The 24,456-nt window shown below is 49.2% G+C and carries 16 protein-coding genes; 4 read left to right on the forward strand and 12 right to left on the reverse strand.

What is annotated here, in order from left to right; genetic code table 11:
- Window positions 1-56: 56 nt before the first annotated feature.
- The 5 genes from NYE70_RS24650 to NYE70_RS24670 form a co-directional block, all read right to left on the reverse strand.
- Complete coding sequence (locus tag NYE70_RS24650) at window positions 57-1,667, reverse strand: response regulator (RefSeq protein WP_341048727.1); 1,611 nt, start codon at window positions 1,665-1,667, stop codon at window positions 57-59.
- Window positions 1,642-3,558, reverse strand: coding sequence for a sensor histidine kinase (locus NYE70_RS24655; RefSeq protein WP_341048728.1), 1,917 nt, complete (start codon window positions 3,556-3,558; stop codon window positions 1,642-1,644). The genes NYE70_RS24650 and NYE70_RS24655 overlap by 26 nt, the downstream gene beginning before the upstream one ends.
- Before the next feature lie 67 nt (window positions 3,559-3,625).
- Window positions 3,626-5,308, reverse strand: a complete 1,683-nt coding sequence (locus NYE70_RS24660) for an extracellular solute-binding protein (RefSeq protein ID WP_341048729.1) — start codon at window positions 5,306-5,308, stop codon at window positions 3,626-3,628.
- Between the two features lie 111 nt (window positions 5,309-5,419).
- Window positions 5,420-6,310: a carbohydrate ABC transporter permease gene (locus tag NYE70_RS24665; RefSeq protein ID WP_211022333.1), complete on the reverse strand. Its 891-nt coding sequence runs from the start codon at window positions 6,308-6,310 to the stop codon at window positions 5,420-5,422.
- A gap of 18 nt (window positions 6,311-6,328) precedes the next feature.
- Window positions 6,329-7,297, reverse strand: a complete 969-nt coding sequence (locus tag NYE70_RS24670) for an ABC transporter permease (protein ID WP_211022334.1) — start codon at window positions 7,295-7,297, stop codon at window positions 6,329-6,331.
- 258 nt (window positions 7,298-7,555) lie between these two features.
- On the opposite strand from NYE70_RS24670, the gene NYE70_RS24675 reads away from it, so the two are divergent.
- Window positions 7,556-9,289: a putative bifunctional diguanylate cyclase/phosphodiesterase gene (locus NYE70_RS24675; protein WP_341048730.1), complete on the forward strand. Its 1,734-nt coding sequence runs from the start codon at window positions 7,556-7,558 to the stop codon at window positions 9,287-9,289.
- Between the two features lie 174 nt (window positions 9,290-9,463).
- The gene (locus tag NYE70_RS24680) at window positions 9,464-10,264 is read left to right on the forward strand and encodes a GNAT family N-acetyltransferase (RefSeq protein ID WP_341048731.1); all 801 of its coding nucleotides are present in this window, start codon (window positions 9,464-9,466) and stop codon (window positions 10,262-10,264) included.
- Window positions 10,265-10,288: 24 nt separating this feature from the next.
- Here the strand turns inward: NYE70_RS24680 and NYE70_RS24685 are convergent, their stop codons facing one another.
- The 3 genes from NYE70_RS24685 to NYE70_RS24695 all read right to left on the reverse strand — a co-directional run bounded on the left by NYE70_RS24685 (window position 10,289) and on the right by NYE70_RS24695 (window position 13,385).
- Window positions 10,289-11,194, reverse strand: a complete 906-nt coding sequence (locus tag NYE70_RS24685) for a polysaccharide deacetylase family protein (RefSeq protein ID WP_341048732.1) — start codon at window positions 11,192-11,194, stop codon at window positions 10,289-10,291.
- Window positions 11,195-11,305: 111 nt separating this feature from the next.
- Window positions 11,306-12,304: a glycosyltransferase gene (locus tag NYE70_RS24690; protein ID WP_341048733.1), complete on the reverse strand. Its 999-nt coding sequence runs from the start codon at window positions 12,302-12,304 to the stop codon at window positions 11,306-11,308.
- Between the two features lie 64 nt (window positions 12,305-12,368).
- The gene (locus tag NYE70_RS24695; RefSeq protein ID WP_341048734.1) at window positions 12,369-13,385 is read right to left on the reverse strand and encodes a phosphotransferase; all 1,017 of its coding nucleotides are present in this window, start codon (window positions 13,383-13,385) and stop codon (window positions 12,369-12,371) included.
- A 151-nt stretch (window positions 13,386-13,536) separates the two neighbouring features.
- Between NYE70_RS24695 and NYE70_RS24700 the strand changes: the two genes are divergently transcribed.
- Entirely contained in the window at window positions 13,537-13,716 is a 180-nt protein-coding gene (locus tag NYE70_RS24700; protein WP_290407203.1) for a YjfB family protein, read from the forward strand.
- A gap of 868 nt (window positions 13,717-14,584) precedes the next feature.
- On the opposite strand, the gene NYE70_RS24705 is transcribed toward NYE70_RS24700, so the two are convergent.
- Entirely contained in the window at window positions 14,585-17,725 is a 3,141-nt protein-coding gene (locus NYE70_RS24705) for a copper amine oxidase N-terminal domain-containing protein (protein ID WP_341048735.1), read from the reverse strand.
- Window positions 17,726-17,942: 217 nt separating this feature from the next.
- On the opposite strand from NYE70_RS24705, the gene NYE70_RS24710 reads away from it, so the two are divergent.
- Window positions 17,943-18,359 carry a hypothetical protein gene (locus tag NYE70_RS24710; protein ID WP_341048736.1) on the forward strand — a complete coding sequence of 139 codons (417 nt, stop codon included), beginning with the start codon at window positions 17,943-17,945 and terminating at the stop codon, window positions 18,357-18,359.
- Between the two features lie 79 nt (window positions 18,360-18,438).
- Here the strand turns inward: NYE70_RS24710 and NYE70_RS24715 are convergent, their stop codons facing one another.
- The 3 genes from NYE70_RS24715 to NYE70_RS24725 all read right to left on the reverse strand — a co-directional run bounded on the left by NYE70_RS24715 (window position 18,439) and on the right by NYE70_RS24725 (window position 24,451).
- Window positions 18,439-20,358, reverse strand: coding sequence for an LTA synthase family protein (locus tag NYE70_RS24715; RefSeq protein WP_341048737.1), 1,920 nt, complete (start codon window positions 20,356-20,358; stop codon window positions 18,439-18,441).
- Window positions 20,359-20,432: 74 nt separating this feature from the next.
- Window positions 20,433-21,446, reverse strand: coding sequence for a LacI family DNA-binding transcriptional regulator (locus NYE70_RS24720; RefSeq protein WP_211022342.1), 1,014 nt, complete (start codon window positions 21,444-21,446; stop codon window positions 20,433-20,435).
- A 452-nt stretch (window positions 21,447-21,898) separates the two neighbouring features.
- Window positions 21,899-24,451, reverse strand: coding sequence for a beta-mannosidase (locus NYE70_RS24725; RefSeq protein WP_341048738.1), 2,553 nt, complete (start codon window positions 24,449-24,451; stop codon window positions 21,899-21,901).
- Window positions 24,452-24,456: the final 5 nt, after the last annotated feature.

Consider the following 24,456-nt stretch of genomic DNA (forward strand, 5'->3'; position numbering starts at 1 on the left):
GGCCCCTGCTCACCGGAGGTGCCAGGGAACCGCCTTTTATTCATGTATTAAATGACCTATTCTTCTTCCGGCAGCTCCCGGTCGTTAAAACGTTCATTCCCGACAAAAAGCTTGCCGCGGTATTCAAAAGGAGATATGCCCTCAAGCTCCTTAAATACCCGTGAGAAATGCCGGGTGTTCTCAAATCCGACTGCCGCACTGATTTCCGACAGCTTCAGCGAACCTGTTCCGATTAATTCCTTCGCTTTGCGGATCCTAACCTTCTTTAGATAAGTTACGAAGCTCTCCCCGGTATATGCCTTAAATGCCTCGCTGAAATAAGAATAATTCAAGGATACATAATTGCTCACGATCGCCATGTTAAGAGGGCGGTGATAGTTTGTCTCGATATAATGTACTGCATCCTTCATATCTCCGTGCTCGGTATGGGCCGAGCGTATCTCTTTAATGTATTCGTTCAGGCTGAACATCAGTTGTTCCAGGGATCGGAAATAATCATGGAAATGACGGAAGTTAGACAGATCTCCTACCTTACGGTAGAGCTTGATGACCTCAACAGACGCTTCTCCATACATCCGGAATACCTCATCAAGGACCTGTTCATTGATCTGTTTGCTCACGGCATTCAGATAATCGATATCCATCCCCGCCAAATGCTCAATTTTAAATATGTCATGCAGCAGCTGCCCGATTTCCTTCTCTTGATTGGTTCCGAGAATATTGCCCAGTTTGCGGATCTCTTCCTTCGGAACGACATGGCGCGGACGTTCTGCCGGCAGCTCCTTGAACCAGATCAGATGCGTTTTCGGATAAATGAACGTGTAGCTCAGAGATTCCGCCGCCTGTCTGTAACACTTGGCAAGATCCTGCAATCGGCTTCCTTCCTCGCTCACCCCGATCAATAAACCGTCGAGCTCTTTTTCATCCGCCAAAATGGATAACTCCGCAAATTTACGCTGGGGCCCTCCTACTAAAATGACTCTGCCCTCATGATCCAGCAACGAGGCCTTCAGTTGACCGTCCACAGTTTTAAACATATGCTCGGCAAGCGACTTCAACTCATCCTTCTTCATCCTGCTGCCGTTCTCATACTTATAGGTCAGCAGAGCAACTGAAAACGGAGAATTATACCGCTCGACATCTATTTCAGCGCTTAATTTTCTTACATCCTCTTCGGTAAAATCCTTCAATAGCATCAGATCCATCAGTTTTCCTGCTTGGATCTGCTGTCTGTAATTCTCCGTGACCGCTAATTGTTCCGCCATCTGCGAGCTTTTGGCCAGGTTATCCTGGCATTTCCGCAGCGCTCCGAACAATTCGTCCCGGCGAATGGGCTTCAGCAAATAATCAACAGCCTGATAACGGATCGCTGCCTTGGCATATTCAAAATCTTCAAAACCGCTTAATATAATGACCAACGGCCGTACCGTCTGAGCGCCCGGCAGCGGCTCTGCCAAAAGCTGCTCGATTAGGGCGATTCCGTCCATAACAGGCATCCGAATGTCCGTAATCATAATCTCGGCACCTTCGGCCCGGTATAATTCAAGCGCCTCAGCGCCCTGACTTGCCGTAATCAATTCAAATTCTCCTGGAAACTCGCGCTCGATCATAGTCTTAAGTCCGAATCGGATATTCTTTTCGTCATCGACGATCATCAGTTTTGTCATCCGTGCCTACCCTCCCTGTTAAGAGCACCTTCGGCAGCACCATCATCACCCGGGTGAACCGACCCTGCTCGCTGAATACTTTTAAACCATACTCCTTCCCGTAAAAGATCCGGATTCGCTCTTGTACGTTGCGAAGGCCAATGCCATATGTGCTTGGTTTTGCTCCGAAACCTCCAGGAACTTTGTCGGTCAGACCGACCGTTTCCAATTCCTGATTCAATTCTCTCAGAACCTCTTCTTCGATCCCTACCCCATTATCGGTCACGACCATCCTAATCAAATTATGCTCCCATTCGTCAACCTGAATGGAGATTTCGCGTGTCCCTGACTCTTCTCCCGTCCAACCATGCTTAACCGCATTTTCGACAATCGGCTGCAGCGACATCTTGAGCACCTCCAATTCCATGAAATCATATGGAATATCAAGCCGGAGCTGAATAGGCTCATCAAATCGGATATTCATAACCTCGATATAGTTCTCAATATGCCGGGTTTCATCGTGTAGCTTCACATACTCCCCGGACCATTTGAAGTTGTACCTCATCATACCGCCGAGGGAAGTCAGCGCATCAGAGATGGCCCTTTGATTCTCGATCTCGGCCAGCATTTTAATATTTTCTAATGTATTGTAGAGGAAATGGGCGTCAATTTGGTTGTGTAGCGTGCGCAGTTCCGCCTCTTTAGTCAGCGCCTGCTTATATACAGCCTGCGCTACCAGGGTATTAATGGTGTTCATCAGCTTCGAGAAATGATGGGCCAGTTCCCCGACCTCGCCGCCTCCGCGGATCGTGATTCCGCTGTAGGTTTCTCCCCGCCGTACCTTCTTCATTTCTTCGGTCAGCAAGCGAAGGCTCTTTAGAATAAAGGCGTTCATCACGTAAGCGATAGCCGTTACCAGCGTAATAAATCCGATATTGGCGCCGATGAGTATATTGCGTGTATGTGATATTTCCTCCAGTACGCTGTCCATGGAGACGATATTGAGCAGGTCCGCGTTGATCCGCTCGATCGGCTTGTGCAGCAGAAGAAATGATTTTCCGTTTTCCGTGTAATTGATGTCCCATTCTCCGGTTGTCCTGTAACGCTGAAGCCGCTCCTGAATCACCGACTTCATTACCGAATTTGTAGCCAAGAAGGAATTTTCGCTCCGGGTAAAGATCTGGGCTTCGCTATCGACAATTAACATTTGCGATTGGCTATCCTTAACCACAGAATAGGTTCTGGGGCTGAACTTATCGAGCAGCATATCTACCTGAACCATGCCTACATGATGATTTGCCGGAATGCTCTTCTCGCGAAGAAGAGACACCTTTGGTGTTAATGCCGGAGACTGTCCCTTGTAGCGATCAAGGATATCGGGGTCATTATAATGGAAGGACCAGGAATTTGTTCCCTTCATCTGAACTGCCCTCTGGTACCATACCTCGTCTGCCACGCGGCTTTCACGCAGGAACATCGGCCAAATTTCAATAATGTTGTTGTTGGAAAACATGCGGAGATGCTCCACATTAGGGTTGTAATATTGAATGCGTGTCAGATTCTTGAAACCACGGTTGCTGAAATCCACCAAATCTTCGGTATCAGGCTCGCTAGTATTAGCGAGATAATCTATTGCTTCCTGATCATCATATGCGACCTGCATGGCCCGTTCCATGGATTCGATCTGCGTTTGAATGTGCAGATCCTCCATATCGAGCAGGGATTGGTTCTTATCCCTCGCATCGCGTACATACATGTTATTAATCAATTCATATGAATAAAAGGACACCAGCACGCAAGGTCCCAAAATAATAAAAATATACGCGGCAATCAGACGGCTCTGCAACGAGCGGCGCCCGAACCAATACATGAAGGAGTCCCATATCGACGCCCAGCGCTTGCCCTTCTTCATAAGTAAATGGCTCCTTTATAAAAACACCCAAAAGCCCGCGGTGGGCGGGCGTTTTGGGCAAATCTAATTATTGCATACCAAGCTTCTTCTTGTTCTCTTCATATTTCGTTTGCTGGAAGGCTTGAACCTTAGCAAGGCCGAGGTCTTCTTGCTTCTTGATATATTCCTCCCAGATTTTATCGAAATCGGTTTCGGAGGAAGCCATTAACAGCTTAGGAAGGTTCTTACTGCGCAGATCCTTGATTTTGCCAAGAATGATACCCTCCTCGGAGTTGGCTAACGGATCAAGCAAGTCGAATTCGGAGACACTCTTCGTTTTACCGCGAGTCCAGTCTTCCAATTGCTTGTAAGGTTCAACCGATTTTGGTGCCCACTGTTCCGTAATGTTCGTATTTTGCATCATCCAGAAGGTGAAGGAAGAACCGTATTCCTTGTCAAATGCTGCACGGTCTTTATTCATCAGCTCAAATGCTTCAGGCTTGAATTGGTCTTTGCCATCGATTGTATCATAGCTTACGCCTTTTTCGCCAAGGTAAAGATCCTTTTGGCCTTCTTCACTCATCAGGTAGCTCAGGAACTTGATCGCACGAGCTTTGTCCTTAACGTCCTTGGAGATCAAAGTTACTGTCCAGCCGGAAATCGAAGGACCGTTCAGTTGCGGTGCATCCAGGTTGGTGTTGGCAGGTCCGTCAACTGCGATATAGATCTTGTTAGGATCTTGTTGGAACAAAGTACCCAATTGAGCTGCAAAGTCTGTACGTTGGTACAGCATCGCGAAGTAACGTCCTTGGGCAATCTTTTCTTCCATTTGAGGGCGTTTGTCGATAAAGATATCCTTAGCCAGCAACCCGTCTTGGTTTGCTTGACGCAAAGTTTTCAACCAGCGAACGTATTCCGGATCGGTTTCACGGTTATACAGTTTGCCGTCCTTTTCTCTTGGAATGGCCAGGAAGTTCTGAATGTAACCTTCCAGGGAATCATTGCCGGTTGCCGTGAATTCATGCAAGCCGAGCGGGATGATCGGTTGGCCGTCGATTTCCGGGAACTTCTCCTTGGCTGCCTTCAAAGCATTAAGGAAGCCTTCCGGTGTACGCATATCCGGGCTGCCGATCGCTTCATAGATATCCTTGCGAACTACGAAAGTTTGGTTGGATACATAAGTATCGCCATATTTTTCATAGTCTTTTGGAGATGAAGAGGAGTTCGGATAGCCGTAAACATTGCCGTCCTCTTGGGTATACCAGCCCAGCTTGTCGGGGTCGGATACTTTAAAGAAGTACGGGTCATACTCTTCAGCCAATTTGTTCAGCGGCTCAACGAGGCCACCTTCGATCATTTTCTTCACGCCGTCTTCATACCAGCCAAGCGTAATGAAGTCTGGCAGTTTGCCGGAAGCGATCAGCGTATTCAGCTTCTCGTTTTCGTTACCGGCCGGAACGATGAAGTTAATATCAACACCCGTCTTTTTCGTTACATATTGGGAAGTCGGATCGACGCCCCATTTATTCGGGAACCAGGCAAAGTTCAAATACCAGTCAAACGTAATCGGAGACGTGTCGGATTTCCATCCCGGTTCGTCAGCCGATGGAGGAGTTGCCGGTTCGGAAGTTTCAGCAGAATTTGCCGGCTTGTTGTTAGCGCTTTCTTTACTAGCGTTGTTTTTACCGCCGGAACAAGCTGCCAGAGAGAAAACCATGATGGCTGCCATCAGAAGCATCATCATTTTTTTGGACTTACTGTTCATGCCCATGCTTTTTTACCCCTTTTCTAAATATGTTGAAGTGCTATAAGTGCAACTCCAAAGCCGCCGCGAGGCGGCCCGGAGGAGTTACCGAAAGCGATGCGGGCACGGATTGCCCGTTTAGCCCTTGATCGAGCCGATCATCATTCCCTTAACGAAAAAGCGCTGCAGGAACGGATAGGCGAACACGATCGGAAGTGTGGTTACGACCATCGTTGCCAGCTTCACGGATTGCGAGGTTACCGTCTTGGTGACGGCGCTTCCCTGTAAAGCCGTAGTCATAATATTGGAGCTGGATTGAGCGACCACCCGGTAAAGGAAGGTCTGAATCGGCTGGAGCGACTCCTTATTGACGTAAATGATCCCGGCAAAGTAGTCATTCCATTGGTACACCCCATGAAACAGGGCGATTGTAGCAAGAACAGGCAAGGAGACCGGAAGAACCACCTTGAGAAAGATTGTCCAATCATTTGCTCCGTCAATCCGGGCCGCCTCTTCCAGCCCGTCGGGAATTTCCCGGAAGAAGGTCATGAAGATAATAAGATCAAAAAAGCTGAATAAGACCGGAATAATATAAACTAAGAAGTTATCGAGCAAGTGCAAATTACGTATCAGCAAGTACCCTGGAATCAGACCGCCGGAGAAGATCATGGTGATCGTCCCGAGCAGGATGTAGGTCTTACCGAAGATCAATTCTCTGCGAGAGAATGCGTAAGCTACCATAGCTGTGAAAAATACGTGAGCGACTACCCCAACGACGGTCTTGGCAACGGTGAGCCACATTGCGGTCATAATGCCGGCATTGTTGAACACGGCCTTATAGTTTTCGAGACTGAACACCCGCGGGAACCAATAGATACCTCCCAGCATCGCATCCTTGCCATCATTAAAGGAATTGATCAGCACGTACCAGATTGGATACAGGGTGACGAAGCAAATCAATAGCATTCCTAAATTATTTAAAAGATCGAAGATGACTTCGCCCTTTGTTCTACGGCTTGTTATAAACATGTGCAGGTCCTCCTTGGCCTAAAACAACGAGGTGTCGTTGAGTTTTTTGGATACTTGGTTCGCAATCAACAGCAATACGAGCGCAATTACGGATTTGAACAATCCGACAGCCGCTGAGTACGAGAAACGGCCTTGAGAAATACCTGTATAGTAGACGTAGTAATCGATAACGTTACTTGCGCTGTCGTTCAATGAGTTGCGCAATACCAAGATCTGGTCAAAGTTGGAGTTCAGCACACCGCTGACAGCAAGGATGAACAAGATGCTGATCGTGCCTTTAATTGCAGGAAGCGTCACGTACCACATCTGTTGGAAACGCCCGGCTCCATCAATCGTAGCCGCTTCGTACATCTCAGGCGAAATACTGGTGATTGCCGCCAAATAAATGATCGCGGACCAGCCCAGCTCCTTCCAAAGGTCCGATGTGATGACGATCGTCCAGAAATACTTCGGTTCAGCCAGGTATGAAATCGGCTGGTCAATCACATGCAAGGCCATCAGGATATGGTTGATGATACCTACATCCGCCAACCATGTAGCGAGGATCCCCCCGAGAACTACCCAAGATAAGAAGTGAGGCAAGTAAGAGATCGTCTGAATCGCTTTTTTGAAGCGAAGTGAGCGGACCTCATTCAAGAAAATAGCAAATATAATCGGTAGTGGGAACAACAACAGCTTGATCAAGCTGATGCCAAGCGTGTTCTTCATAACATAGCCAAAATTTTCATCCGACAAAAACTCTTTGAAATGCGTCAGTCCCGCCCAAGGTGCTTCGGAAATAGTTCTGATGATGTCGTAATCCTTAAATGCAATGATGATACCATACATAGGAACATAGTTGAAAATAATCATCCAGGCAATGCCGAGTAGCGCCATGATTTGAATATGTCTTTGCGTGTACAGTTTTTTCAGCCATTTGCGCCTTTCGGAAGGCGGCGTCTCTTTTTGTGTCATGGCTGCCGGTTGCGTAGTCTGTTGCATGTCCATTCCCTCTGACCTCCAAGCTGTTTCGTGGCTTAGTGTGTAAGCACTTTCAAAATCTATAGTCCTATTGTAAGGAGTTTCGCTAAAAGAGGTAATGCTCCAGATTTCGTTTTGGGGGTACCATTTTTCGGATGCCAAAAAAGTATCCATTGATTTCCTGAACGGGGCGCATGTATGATGGAACTAAGATGTACTCCCGTATACCGGACATCATCAGTTGAATACCTACCCGTTTACGGTTCATTTTTAGGGGGTCTTACAGTGGACAGAATCGAGTCTATCATAAATGCTTCCGCCTTGCTGAGTTCCATCGATTTGATGAATGTAGGTATGGCGATTACCGATCCCAATTTGAAGGACAATCCGCTCGTTTACGTCAACCAGGGCTTCGAGCAGATTACCGGATATTCCCGGGATGAAGTTTTGATGCGCAACTGCCGCTTTCTTCAAGGTAAAGAGACGGATAAAGACCATCTGGACGTCATTCGCCGGGCGGTCAAGGAAGGTCGATCGGATACAGTCACGATTAAAAACTATAAAAAAGACGGAAGCACATTCTGGAACCAATTCATCATAAGCCCTATTTTCGATCATGACGGCAGTCTTTTATATTTCATCGGACTCCAATTCGATGTCACCAAAGAAATGGAGGAGCGAGACGCTTCCAACCAGAAGATTCGCCAACTCTCTTACTTCGACCCGATTACGGAACTGTTGAACATGAACCGCTTTAAAGAAGTTGTTAAATCGGAATTGGTCTTGACCGGCAGCGAGCAGAAAACGGCTGCCATTTTGCGTGTAAACCTGAATCGGTTCAGATATATTAATGAAAGTTACGGGGAAGCGGCGGGAAATGAGCTTCTCGTGGGCGTGGCGAATCGGATCCGCAGCTGCTTCGGCGATGGTCCTGCCATCTGCCGCAGCTTCGCCGATGAATTTATTATTTTGTTATCCCGTCTCTCCGATCCGCTGCAAATTCATAGGATGGCCGTTGACTTAAGTGCACTGCTGAAGAAGCCGTATCAAGTGCACGGCGAAGAAATCAGCATCGGCTTCGGAATGGGGATCAGCATCTATCCGGATGACGGGCAGGATGTGCCTCAGCTGTTGAAACACGCGGAGTTGGCTATGAAGGAAGCCAAAAGCGAATCGTTAAGCGATCCGCATTACTTCGACTATTATTTAGTGGACAAGCTCCTGGAGCGCGTCCAAATCGAGAAAAAACTGCCCCGGGCGCTCACGGATAACGAATTCGAGTTGTTCTATCAGCCGAAGATCGATCTTTCTACTCAAGCCCTTACCGGGCTGGAGGCGCTGATCCGGTGGAATGACCCGGAGAATGGGCGAATCTCTCCCGCCTCCTTCATCCCGATTGCCGAGGACAGCGGATTTATCGTCGAGCTTGGGGAATGGGTGTTGTGGGAAGCTTGCCGGACCAATAAGAAATGGCAGGATGCCGGGTATCCCAAACTGCCGATTTCCGTAAACGTATCCGCCGTCCAGTTCCGGCATCCGCAGTTTGTCCGCACGGTTGAAACGGTACTGGAGCAAACCGGTCTCGAACCTAAATATCTGGAGCTTGAGGTTACCGAATCGCTACTGAATGATCCCGTGCTGATCAAGGACCGGCTGGATTCCCTGAAGCAAAGAGGAATTTCATTGTCGATTGACGATTTCGGAACAGGATACTCTTCCATCTATTATTTGAAGGAGCTTCCGCTACAGGTACTAAAAATCGACCGGACCTTTGTCCAGAATACGCCGTCCTCTCCGAGAGACAATTCGCTGCTCCAATCGATTATTCAACTTGGGAAATCACTTGGCCTTACCGTGCTGGCGGAAGGCGTGGAAACCAAAGAGCAATTTGATTTCCTGCGCCAGAATGAATGCGATCAAATTCAAGGCTTCTACTATAGCCGTCCGGTTGACAGCGACACTATGGAGGAAATGCTCCGGATCAGCTTGAGCGGACCGGAACCCGAATCTGAAGCTTAGCATTAGAACGAGAACACAAAAAGGCAGTGCAAGGATCGTCTCCTTAGCACCGCCTTTTTTTTATTCCTATAGGATTTAAATGTCCTTCATTGTGATAAATCTTGGTGATTTGTCATCGATTTACTTCTATCATGATTTTTTAAAAGAGAGTCCCTGAAAAGAGGAGATACCGTTATGATCACTTTAAATGAGGAGAATTATTTCAAAGTCAGTGAACCGCTCCATCAGCTACCGATCAATACGTTATTTGCGCAGGCGGTTATTAATGGGCAAGTGCAAGGGATCGTATTCGTTGATGATATTTTGGAGCCTTCCTCCTTTTATATCGTACATCCCCAAGGCATGTCACTGTTGTTCGGACAGACGGAGGACCTTCTCTTTCATCAAAAATTACGCGAGTATTTATTGGGCTCCCAAAGCAGGACTAAGCAGGAATGGCTTCAGGTGTATCCGGACAGCTGGAATGACTATATCCGACAATGGACCGCTTCGGATCTGATCCTAGAGGATTCCAGAGTCAATTTCACCTTTAACCGTCAAAAGTTTGAAGCCGCAACATCTCACTCCCGCTCTTATTCAGACCAGACTGCGATCATCATTCCTACGACCAAGGAAATATTCCTTGGGCTGAACGGGCGGGTGATTCCGAAGGATTACTGGAAGGACGCGGAGCAATTCCTTGCTGCCGGTGCAGGGTACAGCCTTATCGAGAACGGCGCGGCGGTATCCACCGCTTTTTCAGCCTACTTCATCGGCAACCAATTGGAAATCGGCATTGAAACCGCCGAAGATGCCCGAGGTAAAGGATACGCCTTTCAAGTCAGCCGGGCCCTGATCTCATACTGCCTGGAGAACGGACTGGAGCCGGTCTGGTCATGCAGGAGAGAAAATGAGGCTTCTTATCTTCTGGCACAAAAACTAGGGTTCATTCCGTCCTTGACTATACCTTACTATCTACTTCCATCATGTAGTTGAGTGACTGCAGCCCCTCAGTCCCGGTTATTGTGTCTGCCGCTGCACTTCCCGCAGTTCCTTCCAGCGGATCAGCCTGATTCCCTCTTGCTGTATAACCTCTCTTACTTCGGGGTCGCGGAACAGCTCGAAGTCCCATTGCCGCTTCTCCCATTCATGATGGATGGAACGCAGTTCATCGTCCGCAAAGGCCGGGTGTATGATGATTTCCGATACCCCCGGCTTCAGGCTTTTTAAGACGTTTATCATATCACCTTTGTAAGATTCGTACGTTTCCCCGGGCTGTTTGCCAAAGGGGGGGCCGATCAGATAATCCAGGATGACGACTCCCATACTATCAGCCAGTTCGCCGACACGCTTTGCAATTTCTGCGGCTTCCGACGGGATTTTATCCATTTCAGGCAGCGAACGCGGCAGCCGAAACGGCAGCCCGTACTGCAAGCAAACCTCAAATACGACATCCAGGAAGTGATTGCCGGTTACAAGCCCGTACAAGCTGCCCATATGATTATCCAGGTGAGTCGGATCGACCCCCATCGATCGGGCCATTTCAATCTGATGGATCATTTCAAGGCGGACTTGCTCCTGATCGGCCTGCGATTCAAAGGTCGCACAGTCGGCCGGAAAATATCCTTCCTTCGTAACCAGGCTGCTTACGTCTCCGCTTCGGGTCACCGGCCCCCATTTATAACCGCTCCATTCGCTGGTAAAGGTCAGATGTACACCTACATGATACTCCGGGTGAGCCGCGCTCCAAAGCGCAGCTTCCCTTGCCCAGCCGCAGGGCGTCATGAGCGTCGTCGAGGAAATTACCCCTTCTTGAAACAGCTGCTGGATCGCCAGGTTTTCGGCATGGCACATCCCGAAATCATCGGCATTGACAATCAACAGCTTGGCATCGGCTTCGTAGCCCAATCGTTGTCCCAGTGTCATCGCAATTCCTCCGTTCGCCAAGATAGCGCTTTATTGTATCATATGTGAGACGCTTCCCTCTTTTGCCTGAACCTTGCAGTATAGTTCCAAATAAAGGTTAATCCATCCAACTCATCGCAGCCAGCGGTCAAAAAAGTCCTGATACCCCTGCTTCATTACAGAGCTGGAGAACTTGGAGAAAGCATAATCCCGGTTATCCATCGAGACCCGCAGCGGAGAAGCCGCCGCCATATTGACCAGCTCAAACCAATTCCTCTCATTGCCCGCAAATGCATGGCGAGAGCTGATATGGTCATAGCAAGGATGTTCCGGCTTGACGACGATTTTCCCCATGGCAAGCGCTTCGGTCAGCGGCATCGCAAACGTATCGAACTTGGAACAGCTCCAATACACCTTCGAAGAATTCATTAACGCAAAGATTTCATCTTGCGACAACGCAAACCGTAACTGGATATTGGACGGAATATCATATTTTTTCATGCTTTCTTTGTAGCGCAAGCCTCCGAAGACCATGAACACTTCCTTGTCCGGGTTCCGGCGGGCATATTCCAGCACCAGATCCGGACGACGATTCTCCTCGTCCCGGCCGATCCACAGAATCCGGTTATCCACCACGGAATCCGGATCAAAATGCCGGTTCGCCAGTTCCTCGCTGAAACCGATCGGGATGACGTCGACCTCCTTTACACCAAACACGGTATCCAGCTGTCTTTGTAAAAATTCCGTCTGTACAATCGCCTTGTCTACAATACTGTAGAATGGCTTCATCATTTCATATCCGGTTAGAGCCGGATCGGGAAAGCTGTGCGGGAACAGCACGCTCTTGGGAAGAAACATCTTGAGGAAGGTAAACCCGGATACCGTGTAGATGACATGCTCAATTCCTTCGCCATAAATTTGGTCAAGCACGACGTCGTAGTTGACGAGGTCTCCTTTTTCGTGCTCGTATCCCGGAATCCAGTCATGCCCGCTTACATGGCGCTCCGGAGAAATAAACACGATCTCGACGCCAAGCTCCCTGGCGATATTCCGCAGTCTTTCGGCAAAAACGCGAGGCCCCTGGGATTCGGCAAACTGTATTTTCCGCATCACTAAGCCGACTTTCTTCAAGCTCCGATCACCCCTTCTTCTTTAAGTTCACATTCGTTCAAAAGATGACTTTTTGAAATTCCTCTTATAACTCCCCGCCTGCAGCACGAGCCCGAGGCTGTTGAGAGGAGCTATCTCTGTCATCATTCACCAGCGAAAGTCTAACTAAACAACCAATTAGAGAATCCATCGTCTCGCTTCTTTGTGCCCGCAGCCGGGCTTCCGGCCAGACGCTGTCCCCTCGTATTAAATCGCCCGAAATGAGCAGCAGCATCCACAAAGAGAACACAGCGGCAAAACAACAATAGGCGCGGATGAAGTCATCCCGGTCCCAACTGCGACCTTGGTAGGCTGACTGCTTCAAGTAGTAGCCGAGCAGCCTTTCCCGCTCCGACAGGGGCAAGGTTTTCGGGAACAACGGATGCGACATATCAATGAGATGGTATAAATCCCAGAAAGGAGAGTTCATATGCACATGTTCCCAATCGATAATGTACAATTTCCCGTCCGCTCCCTTGGCGTAATTGCCAAGATGCAGGTCGCCATGACTTAAAACCCTGATTCCGAGGAAAGCCTCTCCTTCCGCTAAGCCTCGAAGAAGCCCGTCCAAGCGCATCGTTGACCCGGCCTCCTCCAATAGCGCATCCACTTCATCCCGCCGTGTCTTCAAGGACATCGATATTTGCTCGATCGGCGGCTTGTTTCCTTGTCCGTTCAGATCTTTCCAATGCGATTCCGGGAAGGCGTGCCACCAGGCCATCTGCTTCACGACCTCCATGGCCAGCTCCACGCTGTACTCATGACGCAGCGGACCGAGATCCTCGAAAACCGACCAGCCCGCCTCCCCTGCTCCCTTCTCCGAGGAGGCCAACAGCCGGGGATATACCGGCGGGAACAAATTCAGCACATGCCGGTATATCCAAGCTTCCCGGTCCATGCTCTCCGCGTTCGTTAGCGGCTTGAAAATATAACTCCGTTCCGGCGAGGGATAGAACCGCTCTACGACTTTACCGTTCATGCCTTGATACAGCGGCTCTCTTCTCCAGAGCTTGCCTCCGTCTAATGTGCCGTCAGGCAGAACATAGCTGCTTAAGTTGTCCACAACAAGCCCTCCCTACGGCATTACTAGTCTATACACGCACGAAATCTTCTAAATTTTATTTAAGTTTAGCGTACAAAAGGTTTCAAACCATTGTCAAATCGGGAAAAGAAAACAGCGGGTTCTGCCGATAATAATAAGGGGAGGTGTGATTATGGATATTGCTGCAGCAGCTACGGTTATGAGCCGTACCGCTCTTTCCCAGGCCGTGGGGATCCGGGTGTTAAGCATGGCCAAAAGTCAGGCGGAGACACAGGGGCAAAATCTGGTCCAAATGCTGGAACAGAGCAACGTGAACCCCAACCTGGGTAACAAATTGGATATTAAAGTGTAAACCATGTGGCCGCGGAAAATAAGTTCCGCGGTTTTTCCATTAAAGAGTGCCCTGCACTGCCCTCTGGGTTCCTCAAGCCAGGCAATCCAATCAGATTAACTGGATTTTCTCCAGCTAATTTGCCCGTCTGCTCCCGTTTTCCAAAAATAGATGGAAAACCTCCAGCTATTTAAATGAGCCATTGAATCACATGGGAGATTCATAGATGGCAGTTTTCACTACTCCACCTTCCCCCTGCCTGCAGCTTATCTAACTTACTAACGAACCCACCAAACCTTATCTGGCAAAAATACAGCCGACTGTGATTATAAGGAACTTCAGTAACCTTATTCCGAGCAAAGAGACACTTTTCACGCCTCAATTTACTCAATAGCGTCGCTGGAGTTCTTTAGATTTGGGAATGAGCCATTTTCCTGCTAATAAGCACGCTACGGTTCGTTAGAGTGAAAACGTGCGCGTAGGAGAAGAGCAATGTGATGAGGCATGATGGGATGTGATGAGATACGCGGAATCTCTGGCGGACATACGAAACCTTAACTAGCAGTTTTTTGCGGTCCAAACATTCTAACGGTCACAAGAGACCTTATTCGCCCGAAAAGTCCATTTTCATCGAAATCCGGCACGAATAAGGGCGGTGGTGTCCTTTAAAATAGTCAACTCCCGTTTTCGGGAGGTTTAACGTCTCTCACGTCCGTTAGAATCGTAAGCGGCTGTTATCTTACGCCAGAAAGCCTAGCACGAGACTATTTCGCCATCATTCAGCCTAGTCAGAATATTCAGTTCAGTCCACTAAAAACTGCCGATTCGATATGAATCGGCAGTTTCTTGGTGTTGTTTCTTTGCTCCATCAATTATAAAACAATTGGATCTATTGCTGCGCTTGTGTTGTTGGGTCAGACTCCTTGCCAGGTTCATTAGTCTGCGTATCAGATTTAGGAAGCTGATTCGAGATGAACTTCTCGGATAAGGAGTACTGATAGGAACGGGTATCCGTTGGAATCGACAAAATATAAATGTCGTACACAGAATCCGTCGTGCTCAGAGCACTCCCGGAAATATCCTGTCTCACAGTAACTTGTTTAGTTCCTTGCCCGTTACCTTTCCCGATTACTACGGACTTTCCGTTCGAATATGCACTAATTGCTGTATCCAAGTTCATAGGCTCGCCTTGTTTTACAGCTATAACCGCAAAAGATGCGATATTAGCATTATCATTTGGTTCGGAGAAGCTGACTTCAATGTCCGCGTTGTTTACTGCTACAACATTCGCAGCACTAACCTTCTCTAGTGAAGCAACGGCAGCTTGATTTACTATCACCTGACCTGAAGCATCGGACAGAGCATTTACCGCACCGCTTCCGGACTTGGCTACCGACAAAACAAATACCTGATAGGTTGTGCCGGGCTGAATCCGATCACCAAAGGCAGTATTCTGGCTTTGTACCGGATAATTCGTAATATTGCTTCCTCTCGGAATAACGGAGGTATAATTTTGAGACAAGGTTACGTTGTTAGCATCCCGGAGCGAGAAGGAGCCTGCTTGCCCTGCGGGCACTACCAGAATGCGATATTCCGCAATGTTGCTTTCATTTGCCGGCTTGTTGAAGCTCACCTTGATGTCGCCTGCGGTACCCGTGCTGGCTGTGGTCTCGGACCATACGCTCACTCCGGTAACCGGCTGTACCTTTGAATTATCCGACAGCGTAAATTCCGCTGCGGAGGACAGAGCATTATTTCCGCCATAATTGCTATTAGCTACCGAGAGAACGTAAACCCGGTACTTAACCCCATTCCGAATCGGATGACCGTCATAGTCTTGGGCGTTTGAGCCTAAAGTCTGGGTCAGCGTGCTTCCGGCCTTATAGACCGGAGTAAAATATTGACTCGCATTTGCCTTGGCCAAATCAAGCGTAGTTGTTGCCTTGGCAACGATAATCCGATAATGGTTGATATTGGTTTCGTCCGAAGCCCGGTTAAACTTAACTTGAAGGTCACGACCATCGCCGTAATCGCTGATATCTTCCAATACAGGAGTCGAAGCGGCTCCTACGCCGTAGTTGTTGCCTAACGTAATCTGGGATGATGCCGGGGATAATGTATTTTCTCCCGTATAACTGCCTCTGCCAATCGACAGAACGAACACGCGGTAACTGACTCCGTTGCGGATCAAATCCCCGTCAACGTCTCGCGCACTGCTGGACAGGACTTTGCTGAAGTTGCTTCCCGTATTCGCCTGAGTGTAGTATCTGCTGTCAACTGCATTTGCTTTGGCCAGCGTGAAGCTGTCGGATTTAGAAGCCTTCACCACCAAAATGCGGTAAGAGCTAATATTCGACTCATCGGACGCCCGGTTAAAGGAGACCAACAGGTCACGGCCATCGTTATAATCGTTCACGTCGCTAACATACAAGTTCGATACAGACCCCACACTGTAATTGTTCAGCAGGGTAATGGCATTCGATGCAGAGGACAACGCGTTATTTCCAGCATTGCTGCCGCTGCCGATCGCCATAACGAAGACGCGGTAGCTGACTCCGTTGCGGATCAGAGCACCGTCAACGTCTCTGGACGAAGAGTTCAAGTTAGGATTTTGGTTGTATCCCGTCTTGCTGAACTCGGTGTAGTTCGAACTGGAAACGGCATTCGCCTTGGCCAGTGTAAAGTTCGAATAATCGCTTGCTTTCACTACAAAAATTCGATATCCCGAAATTTTGGACTCATCAGAGATTTTAGTGAAGCTGACCCGTAAATCGCGGCCGTCCCCGCTATCGCCGCGGTCCTCAACCAGAGTAATAATCGGTGCTGTAACGGTTCCCACGCCGAGCGTAATGGCCGAAGAAGCCGAAGACAGCTTGTTGGACGCGCTCGTATTGCTCATGGAGAGTACGAACGTCGTGTAGGAAACGCCATTCTTGATCAAATCGCCGGAAGTATCCCGCGAAGACGAGCTAAACGTTCCCGTCAAAGTTGTATTGCTTCCTGTCGGTTTGTTTACGGTAGTGTAATACTGATTTGCATTGGCTGCAGCTAGGTTAAAGCTTCCAGCATCTTTGGTCTTTACGACAAATATGCGATAGCTCGAAATATTGCTTTCCGACGACGCACGGGTGAAGCTTACCGACAAGTCGCGGCCGTCCGTGTAATCGCTGATATCATTGGCTCTAACATTCGTAGCGGCAGCTACGGAAACACCCGTATCCAGAGTAATTCTGGAAGAAGCATTGGACAATACGTTGCCCGCATTGTTCTTTCCGATGGCCAAAACATAGCCCACATAGGATTGATTAGACTGAATAAGCGCTCCGTCAACATCCTTCGACCCCGAGGACATCGTGATCGCCGGATCGGAGCCGTTTGGCCGTACCGTCGTATAATTCGCAGAAGATACCTTCAAAGCAGAAGCCAGATTAAAGTTTGAAGCATTCGCCGCTTTCACGATCATAACCCGGTAATGGTCCACCAACGATTCGCTGGAAGAACGGGAGAAGCTAACCTCCAGATCGCGTCCGTCTCCTGTATTGCCTACATCACGCAGGGTAACATAGGATACCGGATACAGAGTCCCCGGCTGTTCCGAAGAACCGCTGGAAACGATCGTTACCGTCTTCGCGCTGGAGTTCCAGTTCACGGCCTCGCCGAGTGCCTCGCTCACGAAGCGTACCGGTACCATCGTTCTGCCCTTGATCGCCTGGGCCGGAACATCGAGTGAAACCGTCTCGTTATTGATTGTCGCCGTTTTTGATTTAAGCTTTAAAACAACCGTTGTATTGTTCTTGGTTGCTGTAACGGTTTGTGTCCACTGATTCCAATCCACCGTAGCATCCAGCGCTTCAAAAATCGCGCGGAGCGGTAAAAGCACGCGTCCTTGAACGGCCACCGGCGCCTGATCCGTCGCCAGCTTGCTGCCGTTAATATACACGCTGATAGGCGTAGCGGCTTGTGCTGTATTTTGCAGCAGCATCGGAACGACCAGAATCGCCGCTAAAAGCGTAGTCCATATTTTCCTCACAGTTTCATCCTCCCTCAATTTAAACAAAGCATGTGCTTCTCCATGACTATATGACGCATCGAGACAGATAAAAGTTTCTGCAATTTAGCATCCTAACAAAAATTACCCATAGGCGAAAATTTAGAACCCCAAAAACTGAAACTAACTAGCTTGCCCAGCCGTAATACCTGAAGAAGGCTAGTTACATCACTAAGACAATGAAAGAGGTTTCTCCTATATGAATATAAAAAGAATTGTCATTGTAGGCACCATGGCTTGCGTAATTACTGTCATTCCCGGCATTTCGGGACATACTTCAAGCAAAGCCTATGCCGCCGCTTTTCCGGCGATGCTGTCTCATCTGGACAAATCGAGGGAAACCGGAAAGGACCGGTTCATCGAATCCCTCGGCTTAACCAACGAGCGTGTATTGTATGACTCATTGCTGGAAGGTCAGTCGCTGGCGGACATCGCGGAATCCAATGAGAAGGAAATCGACACGGTCATCCAACTGCAGACGGAGCAGCTCCAACAGCAATTGACACAACGTTTTGCATCCGGCCAGTTGAGCGAAACAGCCTATAGGCTGCAAATGGAGGAGACGCCTGAGATTATAAAAGAGAGCGTTTACCAATCATATCGCATCTTAGAATAGAATCTTGGTTCATAAAAAAGGGCTGTTCCCAAGTCATCCGTGGATGAAGGGAGCAGCCCTTTTGTTATGCGTGAATATTTTAATGCCGTTTCGGAATAAGCTTTACGTACTCATCGGACAGTTTCATCAATTGAGTAATGTAATCGTAGTCGCTGCGGTAAGCGGAAATATCCGACACCGGTTCCAGCGTGTCCAGCGATACGGCCGTACCGTCATCGAATCCCTGGCCAGGCACGAACATGACTTCGTTGTTGAAAAACGAGCCCGTCGGCAAATAGTAGCGCATGCCGATTACGTTGCGGTCGATGTTCAGCAAATCCTGGCCGAGTGCGGTAAACTTGTCATCCTTCAGGGAAACGCCGAGCAGGTTAGCCATCGTCGGCAGCATATCGACCTGTCCACCGGTTACGTTGGAGACAATACCCATTTGCTGTCCGGGTACATGCACGATGAACGGAATATTGAACCGGCTGATCCGGTCGTCATAAGGGATTCCGAGCTTCTCCGTAATTTCGGAGGCTCCGGTCTCGCTCGGCTGAATGCCGAAATGATCGCCGTAAATCGCCAGCATCGTGTTATCCCACATGCCGGCTTCCTTCAATTGCTCGATCAACTTCCCGATCGCGTAATCCGTGTAATTGACGGCGGTAATGTAATTGCCGAGATTCGTCCCTTTCAGGTTGTCGGGCAATTGGATTTTCACCTTATCTTTCGGTACCACGAACGGAGAATGGCTCGATGTCGTTACAAACTGGGCATAGAAAGGTTTGCCCTGGGTTTGCAGCTCCGTTAATTTTTCTACCCCTACACGGTACATTTCCTCGTCCGAGGCTCCAAAATCATTAAAATGGTCGTTTTCAAAGTACGGCTTGTCATAATATTTATCAAAGTTCAACGCAGGGTACAGTTTGTTGCGGTCCCAAAATGTCACCTTGTTAATATGAAACGTGTTCGCTACATAACCATGCTGTTGCAGTAAACGCGGCAAACTAGGAAGCTCCCGGCTTCCATACCCTTTGGACATAGCCACCGCCGCCGTCGGATAGATCGACGTATTGGACATGAATTCCGCATCCGAGGTATTTCCCGGTCCGATCTGCTGGAACGTATGCAGGAAATAAGCCCCATCCTTAGCCAGTTGATTCAGCACCGGAGTTACTTCCTGGTCCCCCACCTTTAGATGGATGGGGAAGTTCTGGAAGGATTCCATTTGAATGACGATCAAATTCATGCCTTGAGCGGCTCCGAAATGTTGTGGAATCGCTCCTGCGGCCCCCTCCCGATAAGGATATCCGGACTGCAAGCTCTGGATGTTTGAGATTGTCTCCTGAATATTGCCTTTCGCAATCATCTCTTCCTCTTCACGATTACGCAGCGCGGCATCCACCTGATAATTCAAAAAACCGATGCTTTCTGCGCGAACCAGCTCGTTGTCAATCTTTTTGCCGGAAGAGATAAACCGCCCGGATATCACCACACTGACGATTAGAACACAGGCAACTCCGATTCTCCAGCCCCAGCCGGTGCGGCGGCTGCCCTGTCCCCAACTACTGCTCCGAAAGCTGAGCGTGCGGTTTCGGCGATGCTCCCGAATGCGCCCCGCTACGGCAATAATAGCCAGCACTACAAAATCGGCAAAGAATAGAAACTGCTCCGGCCGAATCAGTGCATTGACGCTGGCCCGAATTTGCGGCACCTGATTCAATTCGCTTAATACCGCATAAGTGGGCACCGTCCCAAAATGTGCGTAATACAAAGTCGCAGCAAACAGCATAAATGAATAAATAAAATTAAAACTCCAAAAGACGGGTCCTTTTCGCTTTAAAGGGAAGATCAGATCGACCAGACATAAAATGGCCAGCACCGATAAAGCCTCCGCCGGAAGCCCCTTCCACTGGATCCCCTCGTAGAAGAAAGAGCGCATCAGCCCGATTTTTAACAGTAACAAAACGAATGTTAGAACAAACTTGCTCCGATTCGAAGATAGATAACTACTCATTGCTATATTCAACTCTTCTCTATTACAAAATAATAATTCAGTGCTCAATGAAGCAGCATGAATAATCGCCTTTACTATTCGCTGTCCCGGCATATTCCGCATGATCCGCGGATAATTAGCTCTGTCGGGATAATAAGTGTCGGCGGGGCAATATGCGGAGTACGGATCAATTGATCAAGCTGCAGGACGGCCTGCCTGCCGATAGTTTGAAAGTCTTGACGTATTGTTGTTAGCGGCGGATTCGTATATCGGGAGATTTCAATATCATCGAATCCGATGACCGACAAGTCCTGCGGCACGGTTAAGCCCGCCTCCGCCGCCGCTTCGATGACCCCCAGCGCGCTCATATCCGAACAGCAAATTACGGCTGTCGGAGGTGCAGAACACTCCAAGAACTGCTTCATCGCGGCGTACCCGCTGTCTCTCGTAAAGTCGCCGAAGAAAGTATATTCCGAGCTATAAGGCAAATCCGATTCCTGAATCCCCTGGCGGTAACCCTCAAAACGCAGCTTGCCCACGTAGGAATCCTGGTAGCCGGCCACAAAAGCAATTTTCCGGTGCCCCAGTCCTGTTAAATAGCTGACAGCCTGCCGCATACTATCCACATTATCCGAAGTAATGAAGCCCGCCCTGCTTCCGATCAAATCCAAATCAATAAACATCGTCGGGATTTCAGACTGCAGCATCTCATCAAAATTGAGGTCGTTCCGTTGAAAACCAAAGATCAGCACTCCGTCCACATTCCGGCTACGACAATGGCGCACCAGACTATATTCCGGATTCCAGTCGATCTGGGCCAGGTAGATGAGGTCATAACCCGACTCTTTCAAAGATTCTTCCAAACCGGCAAGCAGTTGAACAAAATAAGGATGTGTTAAACCCGTCGTCAAAAAAAGCCCTAAAGTTTGAGTACTCCCCTTGACGAGCCCCCGCGCGGTTGAGTTGGGTACAAATTGTTCTTCCCTGACAACCCGAAGTACGCGCTCTTTCGTTTTGTCGCTCACATTTGGATAATTATTAATCACTTTGGAGACCGTCGAAACGGATACCCCTGCAGATTTAGCGATGTCGCGAATAGTCCGAACCATGTCCCACCTTGCTCTTCCTGAACTTATTTTCAAATCAATACAAGGATACTCTGTTTCCCCCAGGGATGCAATGAAGCGGATCTAAGGACTGCACTGCCCTCCCGTTCCTTCAGGCCAGACAGGTTACTAGATTTTCTCCAGCTAACCTACCCGAAAATGGGCATTTTGGGGTTGTTCATCTTATATAGCTGTATTTCCTACAGGTAATTTGCACGAAACCGGGCATTTTGAGAAATTAGCAGTATTTCCTACAGGTAAATTCCACTTTTCCCGCCTCTTTCGTTGAACGAGGCCAAATTAGATGCAATTTTTCCAGTTAATGTATGTAAAAGCGTGAACTTCAGGAAATTAGCTGCAGGTTTTGCAGTTATTAAGTCATTGAATCCCGCTGGAGAAATGTAAAAAAACAGCAGCCCGCCAATGGCGAACTGCTGCTGTGCTTCCTTACATATTTAAATGGCGTAATCCCGCATCGAAGTCACCGACAATGCGCCCGGCGTACCCGAAACAAAAGCGTCGCTTGCGTTATCGCCGCTGCGGCGACGGAACTCCACAGTGACTGGCTGCCCCGGAATCAGATCGAAGAAGTTATCCGAGAAGATTCCCTCTGCCTCGGCGTGAAGCCATACCTGTCTCGCCAAGACATCCGTATTCAGCGTAAAGGCTCTACCCTGGCTGCCAGGGACTTCTTCTACCGTGATCTTCGCCTCAGGCAGAGTCAGTTCCCGATGCAATTCAAAATAGAAGTGCTGGCTGTCCAGTACCTGGCCGCCGCTCTCCAGAGCGGCATGCAATACAACGGACTTGCCGTCATGTCCATCCAACAGCTCTGCTGCTGAAGCGCTGTACACAATCGCCGCCGAGTCAGCACCGATGCTGACAGCCCGGGACTGTTCAGACAGCAGCCCCCCGCTAAAGTCATACAGGGACAGGCGAAGCTCGGCCTGAAGCCCTTCCCGCCGGTCGGATACGACATGGAAAGCTACTGTTTCCTTATCCGATCCGTCTACCGACAGCATGACCTCACGGAAGCTGCGCCGAACCACATATTGCAAAGCCTTCCAGCGGCCATAATAGTCCATGCTGGCCCAGGAAGCGACCGGCCAGCAATCGTTCATCTGCCAGTATAGGGTCCCCATGCAGAACGGCTTGTTTCTGCGGTGCGCCTCGATCGCGGTTTTAATAGCTTCCGCCTGAAGCACCTGGCTCATATACAGGAACGCTTTGAAATCCCGCGGCTCCGGCAAATACTGCTCCATATATTCCTTAATGAGCTGGTTACCCCTGCCGTTCTTCTGATGCGCAAGCATAACCTCCGATTCCAGCTCAAGCTGCTCTTCTGTAGCATACTTAAGTACCGAAGACAGCTCGGGGAACGATTGGAACCCGTATTCACTCATGAAACGCCCAACACGTTCATTGTAATTGGAGAACGGTTCGACCGCGTGCCATACGCCCCAATAGTGCACATCTCCCTCGCCCGTAACCTTAAGCGAGTGCTGACGATTATCATTCGTGATCTCCCGCATTGGCGAGGATGGCCAGTAGGCTATCCCGCCGCCCAAGCGCTCCACGACCTCAGGCAGAAGATGATGAAAGATCGCTTCGTAATCGGCCCAGATTTTCTCACGTTGTTCATGAGTATAGTCCTTCTTCCATCCCCAGCCGCCATCTTCTTCAAAGTGCGCCCATGCCGAATCGATTTCATTGTTGCCGCACCACAAAGCGATGCTCGGATGATTCCGCAGACGCTTCACGTTATATTCGGCTTCTTCGCGGACGCTTTGCAAGAACGCTTCGTCTCCGGGATACATGCTGCAGGCGAACATGAAGTCCTGCCACACCAGAAGACCGTACTCGTCGCAAAGCTCGTAAAATACGTTCTCCTCATAAAACCCGCCGCCCCAAATACGAAGCATATTCATATTGGATTCCGCGGCGGAGGCAATCTCATGCCGATAACGTTCCACAGTTACTTCGGGAATGAAGCTGTCGTTCGGAATATGGTTGGCTCCTTTGGCAAACACGGCAACCCCGTTCAATTCAAAACGGAAGGTGGTTCCTGCGGCATCTTTCTCCCGGATCAACCGGATTTGCCGCAATCCTGTCTTAACCGAGCGCTCTGCAACCACTCCTTCCGCACCACTGCTCCGCAAGCTGGCATTGAACTCATACATGGCCGGCTCGCCAAGCCCCCGGCACCACCACAGGCGGGGATTCTCAATTTCAAGTCCCAGTTCTACCGTCTGATGGCCCTTCTTCAAGGAAACTTCCTTTTCCCAAGTCAGCCCGTCGGCGGCAAGCACGAGATTGCCTTGCCAGTCGGCGTCAGCTTCAATTTCTACCACAGCCGTAAGCTTCGCAATTTGTCCGCTTACCTCGTCCTGCCGGATGAACAGGTCGGTCAGACGTGGTCCGGACCAGCCGATCAAATGCACCGGCCGCCAGATTCCGCTCGTCACCAAGCGCGGACCCCAATCCCATCCATAATGGTACGGCGCCTTACGGGCGAATACGCTGACCCGGCGATCCCCCAGTCCCCCTAGCTCCGACTGGTCGTTTGACGCCGGAAGGTTGTAGCCGAGCTTCTCGAGCTTCGGTAAGTCCTCCTTGATCGGCGAGCGCAACCGGACGTTCACGACATTATCGCCAGGCTCCAGCAATTCTTTAACTTCCGCACTCCAGGCTTTAAACATATTATCCGCGGACAGAACCTGCCGCCCGTTTACAAACACATCCGCATAAGTGTCCAATCCTTCAAATAGAAGCTCAACGCGGGAGAAGTCCTTCCATTCCTCCGTGAGCGTGAACGTTGTTTGGTATTCCCAGTCTTTCTTATCGATCCATTGCAAATCATGCTCGTTCGTTCCATAAAAAGGATCCGGAATTTTACCTTGCCGCAGCAAGTCGCTGTGCACCGTCCCCGGTACCTGCGCTGCATTCCACTCCGTCTCGTCACAAGCTTTAAAGCTCCAGTTTTTCAGCTCTTGTTGTTGATTCCTCATAAGCC

The organism is Paenibacillus sp. FSL R5-0407 (assembly GCF_038009185.1).
GTDB classification, from domain to species: domain Bacteria; phylum Bacillota; class Bacilli; order Paenibacillales; family Paenibacillaceae; genus Fontibacillus; species Fontibacillus vini.

Excerpts from the sequence above, each read along its gene's own strand:
- NYE70_RS24680 (WP_341048731.1), top strand. The coding sequence starts at position 9,464 with ATGATCACTTTAAATGAGGAGAATTATTTCAAAGTCAGTGAACCGCTC.
- NYE70_RS24650 (WP_341048727.1), bottom strand. The coding sequence starts at position 1,667 with ATGACAAAACTGATGATCGTCGATGACGAAAAGAATATCCGATTCGGA.
- NYE70_RS24715 (WP_341048737.1), bottom strand. The coding sequence starts at position 20,358 with ATGAGTAGTTATCTATCTTCGAATCGGAGCAAGTTTGTTCTAACATTC.
- NYE70_RS24670 (WP_211022334.1), bottom strand. The coding sequence starts at position 7,297 with ATGGACATGCAACAGACTACGCAACCGGCAGCCATGACACAAAAAGAG.
- NYE70_RS24685 (WP_341048732.1), bottom strand. The coding sequence starts at position 11,194 with ATGACACTGGGACAACGATTGGGCTACGAAGCCGATGCCAAGCTGTTG.
- NYE70_RS24665 (WP_211022333.1), bottom strand. The coding sequence starts at position 6,310 with ATGTTTATAACAAGCCGTAGAACAAAGGGCGAAGTCATCTTCGATCTT.
- NYE70_RS24660 (WP_341048729.1), bottom strand. The coding sequence starts at position 5,308 with ATGGGCATGAACAGTAAGTCCAAAAAAATGATGATGCTTCTGATGGCA.
- NYE70_RS24655 (WP_341048728.1), bottom strand. The coding sequence starts at position 3,558 with ATGAAGAAGGGCAAGCGCTGGGCGTCGATATGGGACTCCTTCATGTAT.
- NYE70_RS24725 (WP_341048738.1), bottom strand. The coding sequence starts at position 24,451 with ATGAGGAATCAACAACAAGAGCTGAAAAACTGGAGCTTTAAAGCTTGT.
- NYE70_RS24710 (WP_341048736.1), top strand. The coding sequence starts at position 17,943 with ATGAATATAAAAAGAATTGTCATTGTAGGCACCATGGCTTGCGTAATT.
- NYE70_RS24720 (WP_211022342.1), bottom strand. The coding sequence starts at position 21,446 with ATGGTTCGGACTATTCGCGACATCGCTAAATCTGCAGGGGTATCCGTT.
- NYE70_RS24700 (WP_290407203.1), top strand. The coding sequence starts at position 13,537 with ATGGATATTGCTGCAGCAGCTACGGTTATGAGCCGTACCGCTCTTTCC.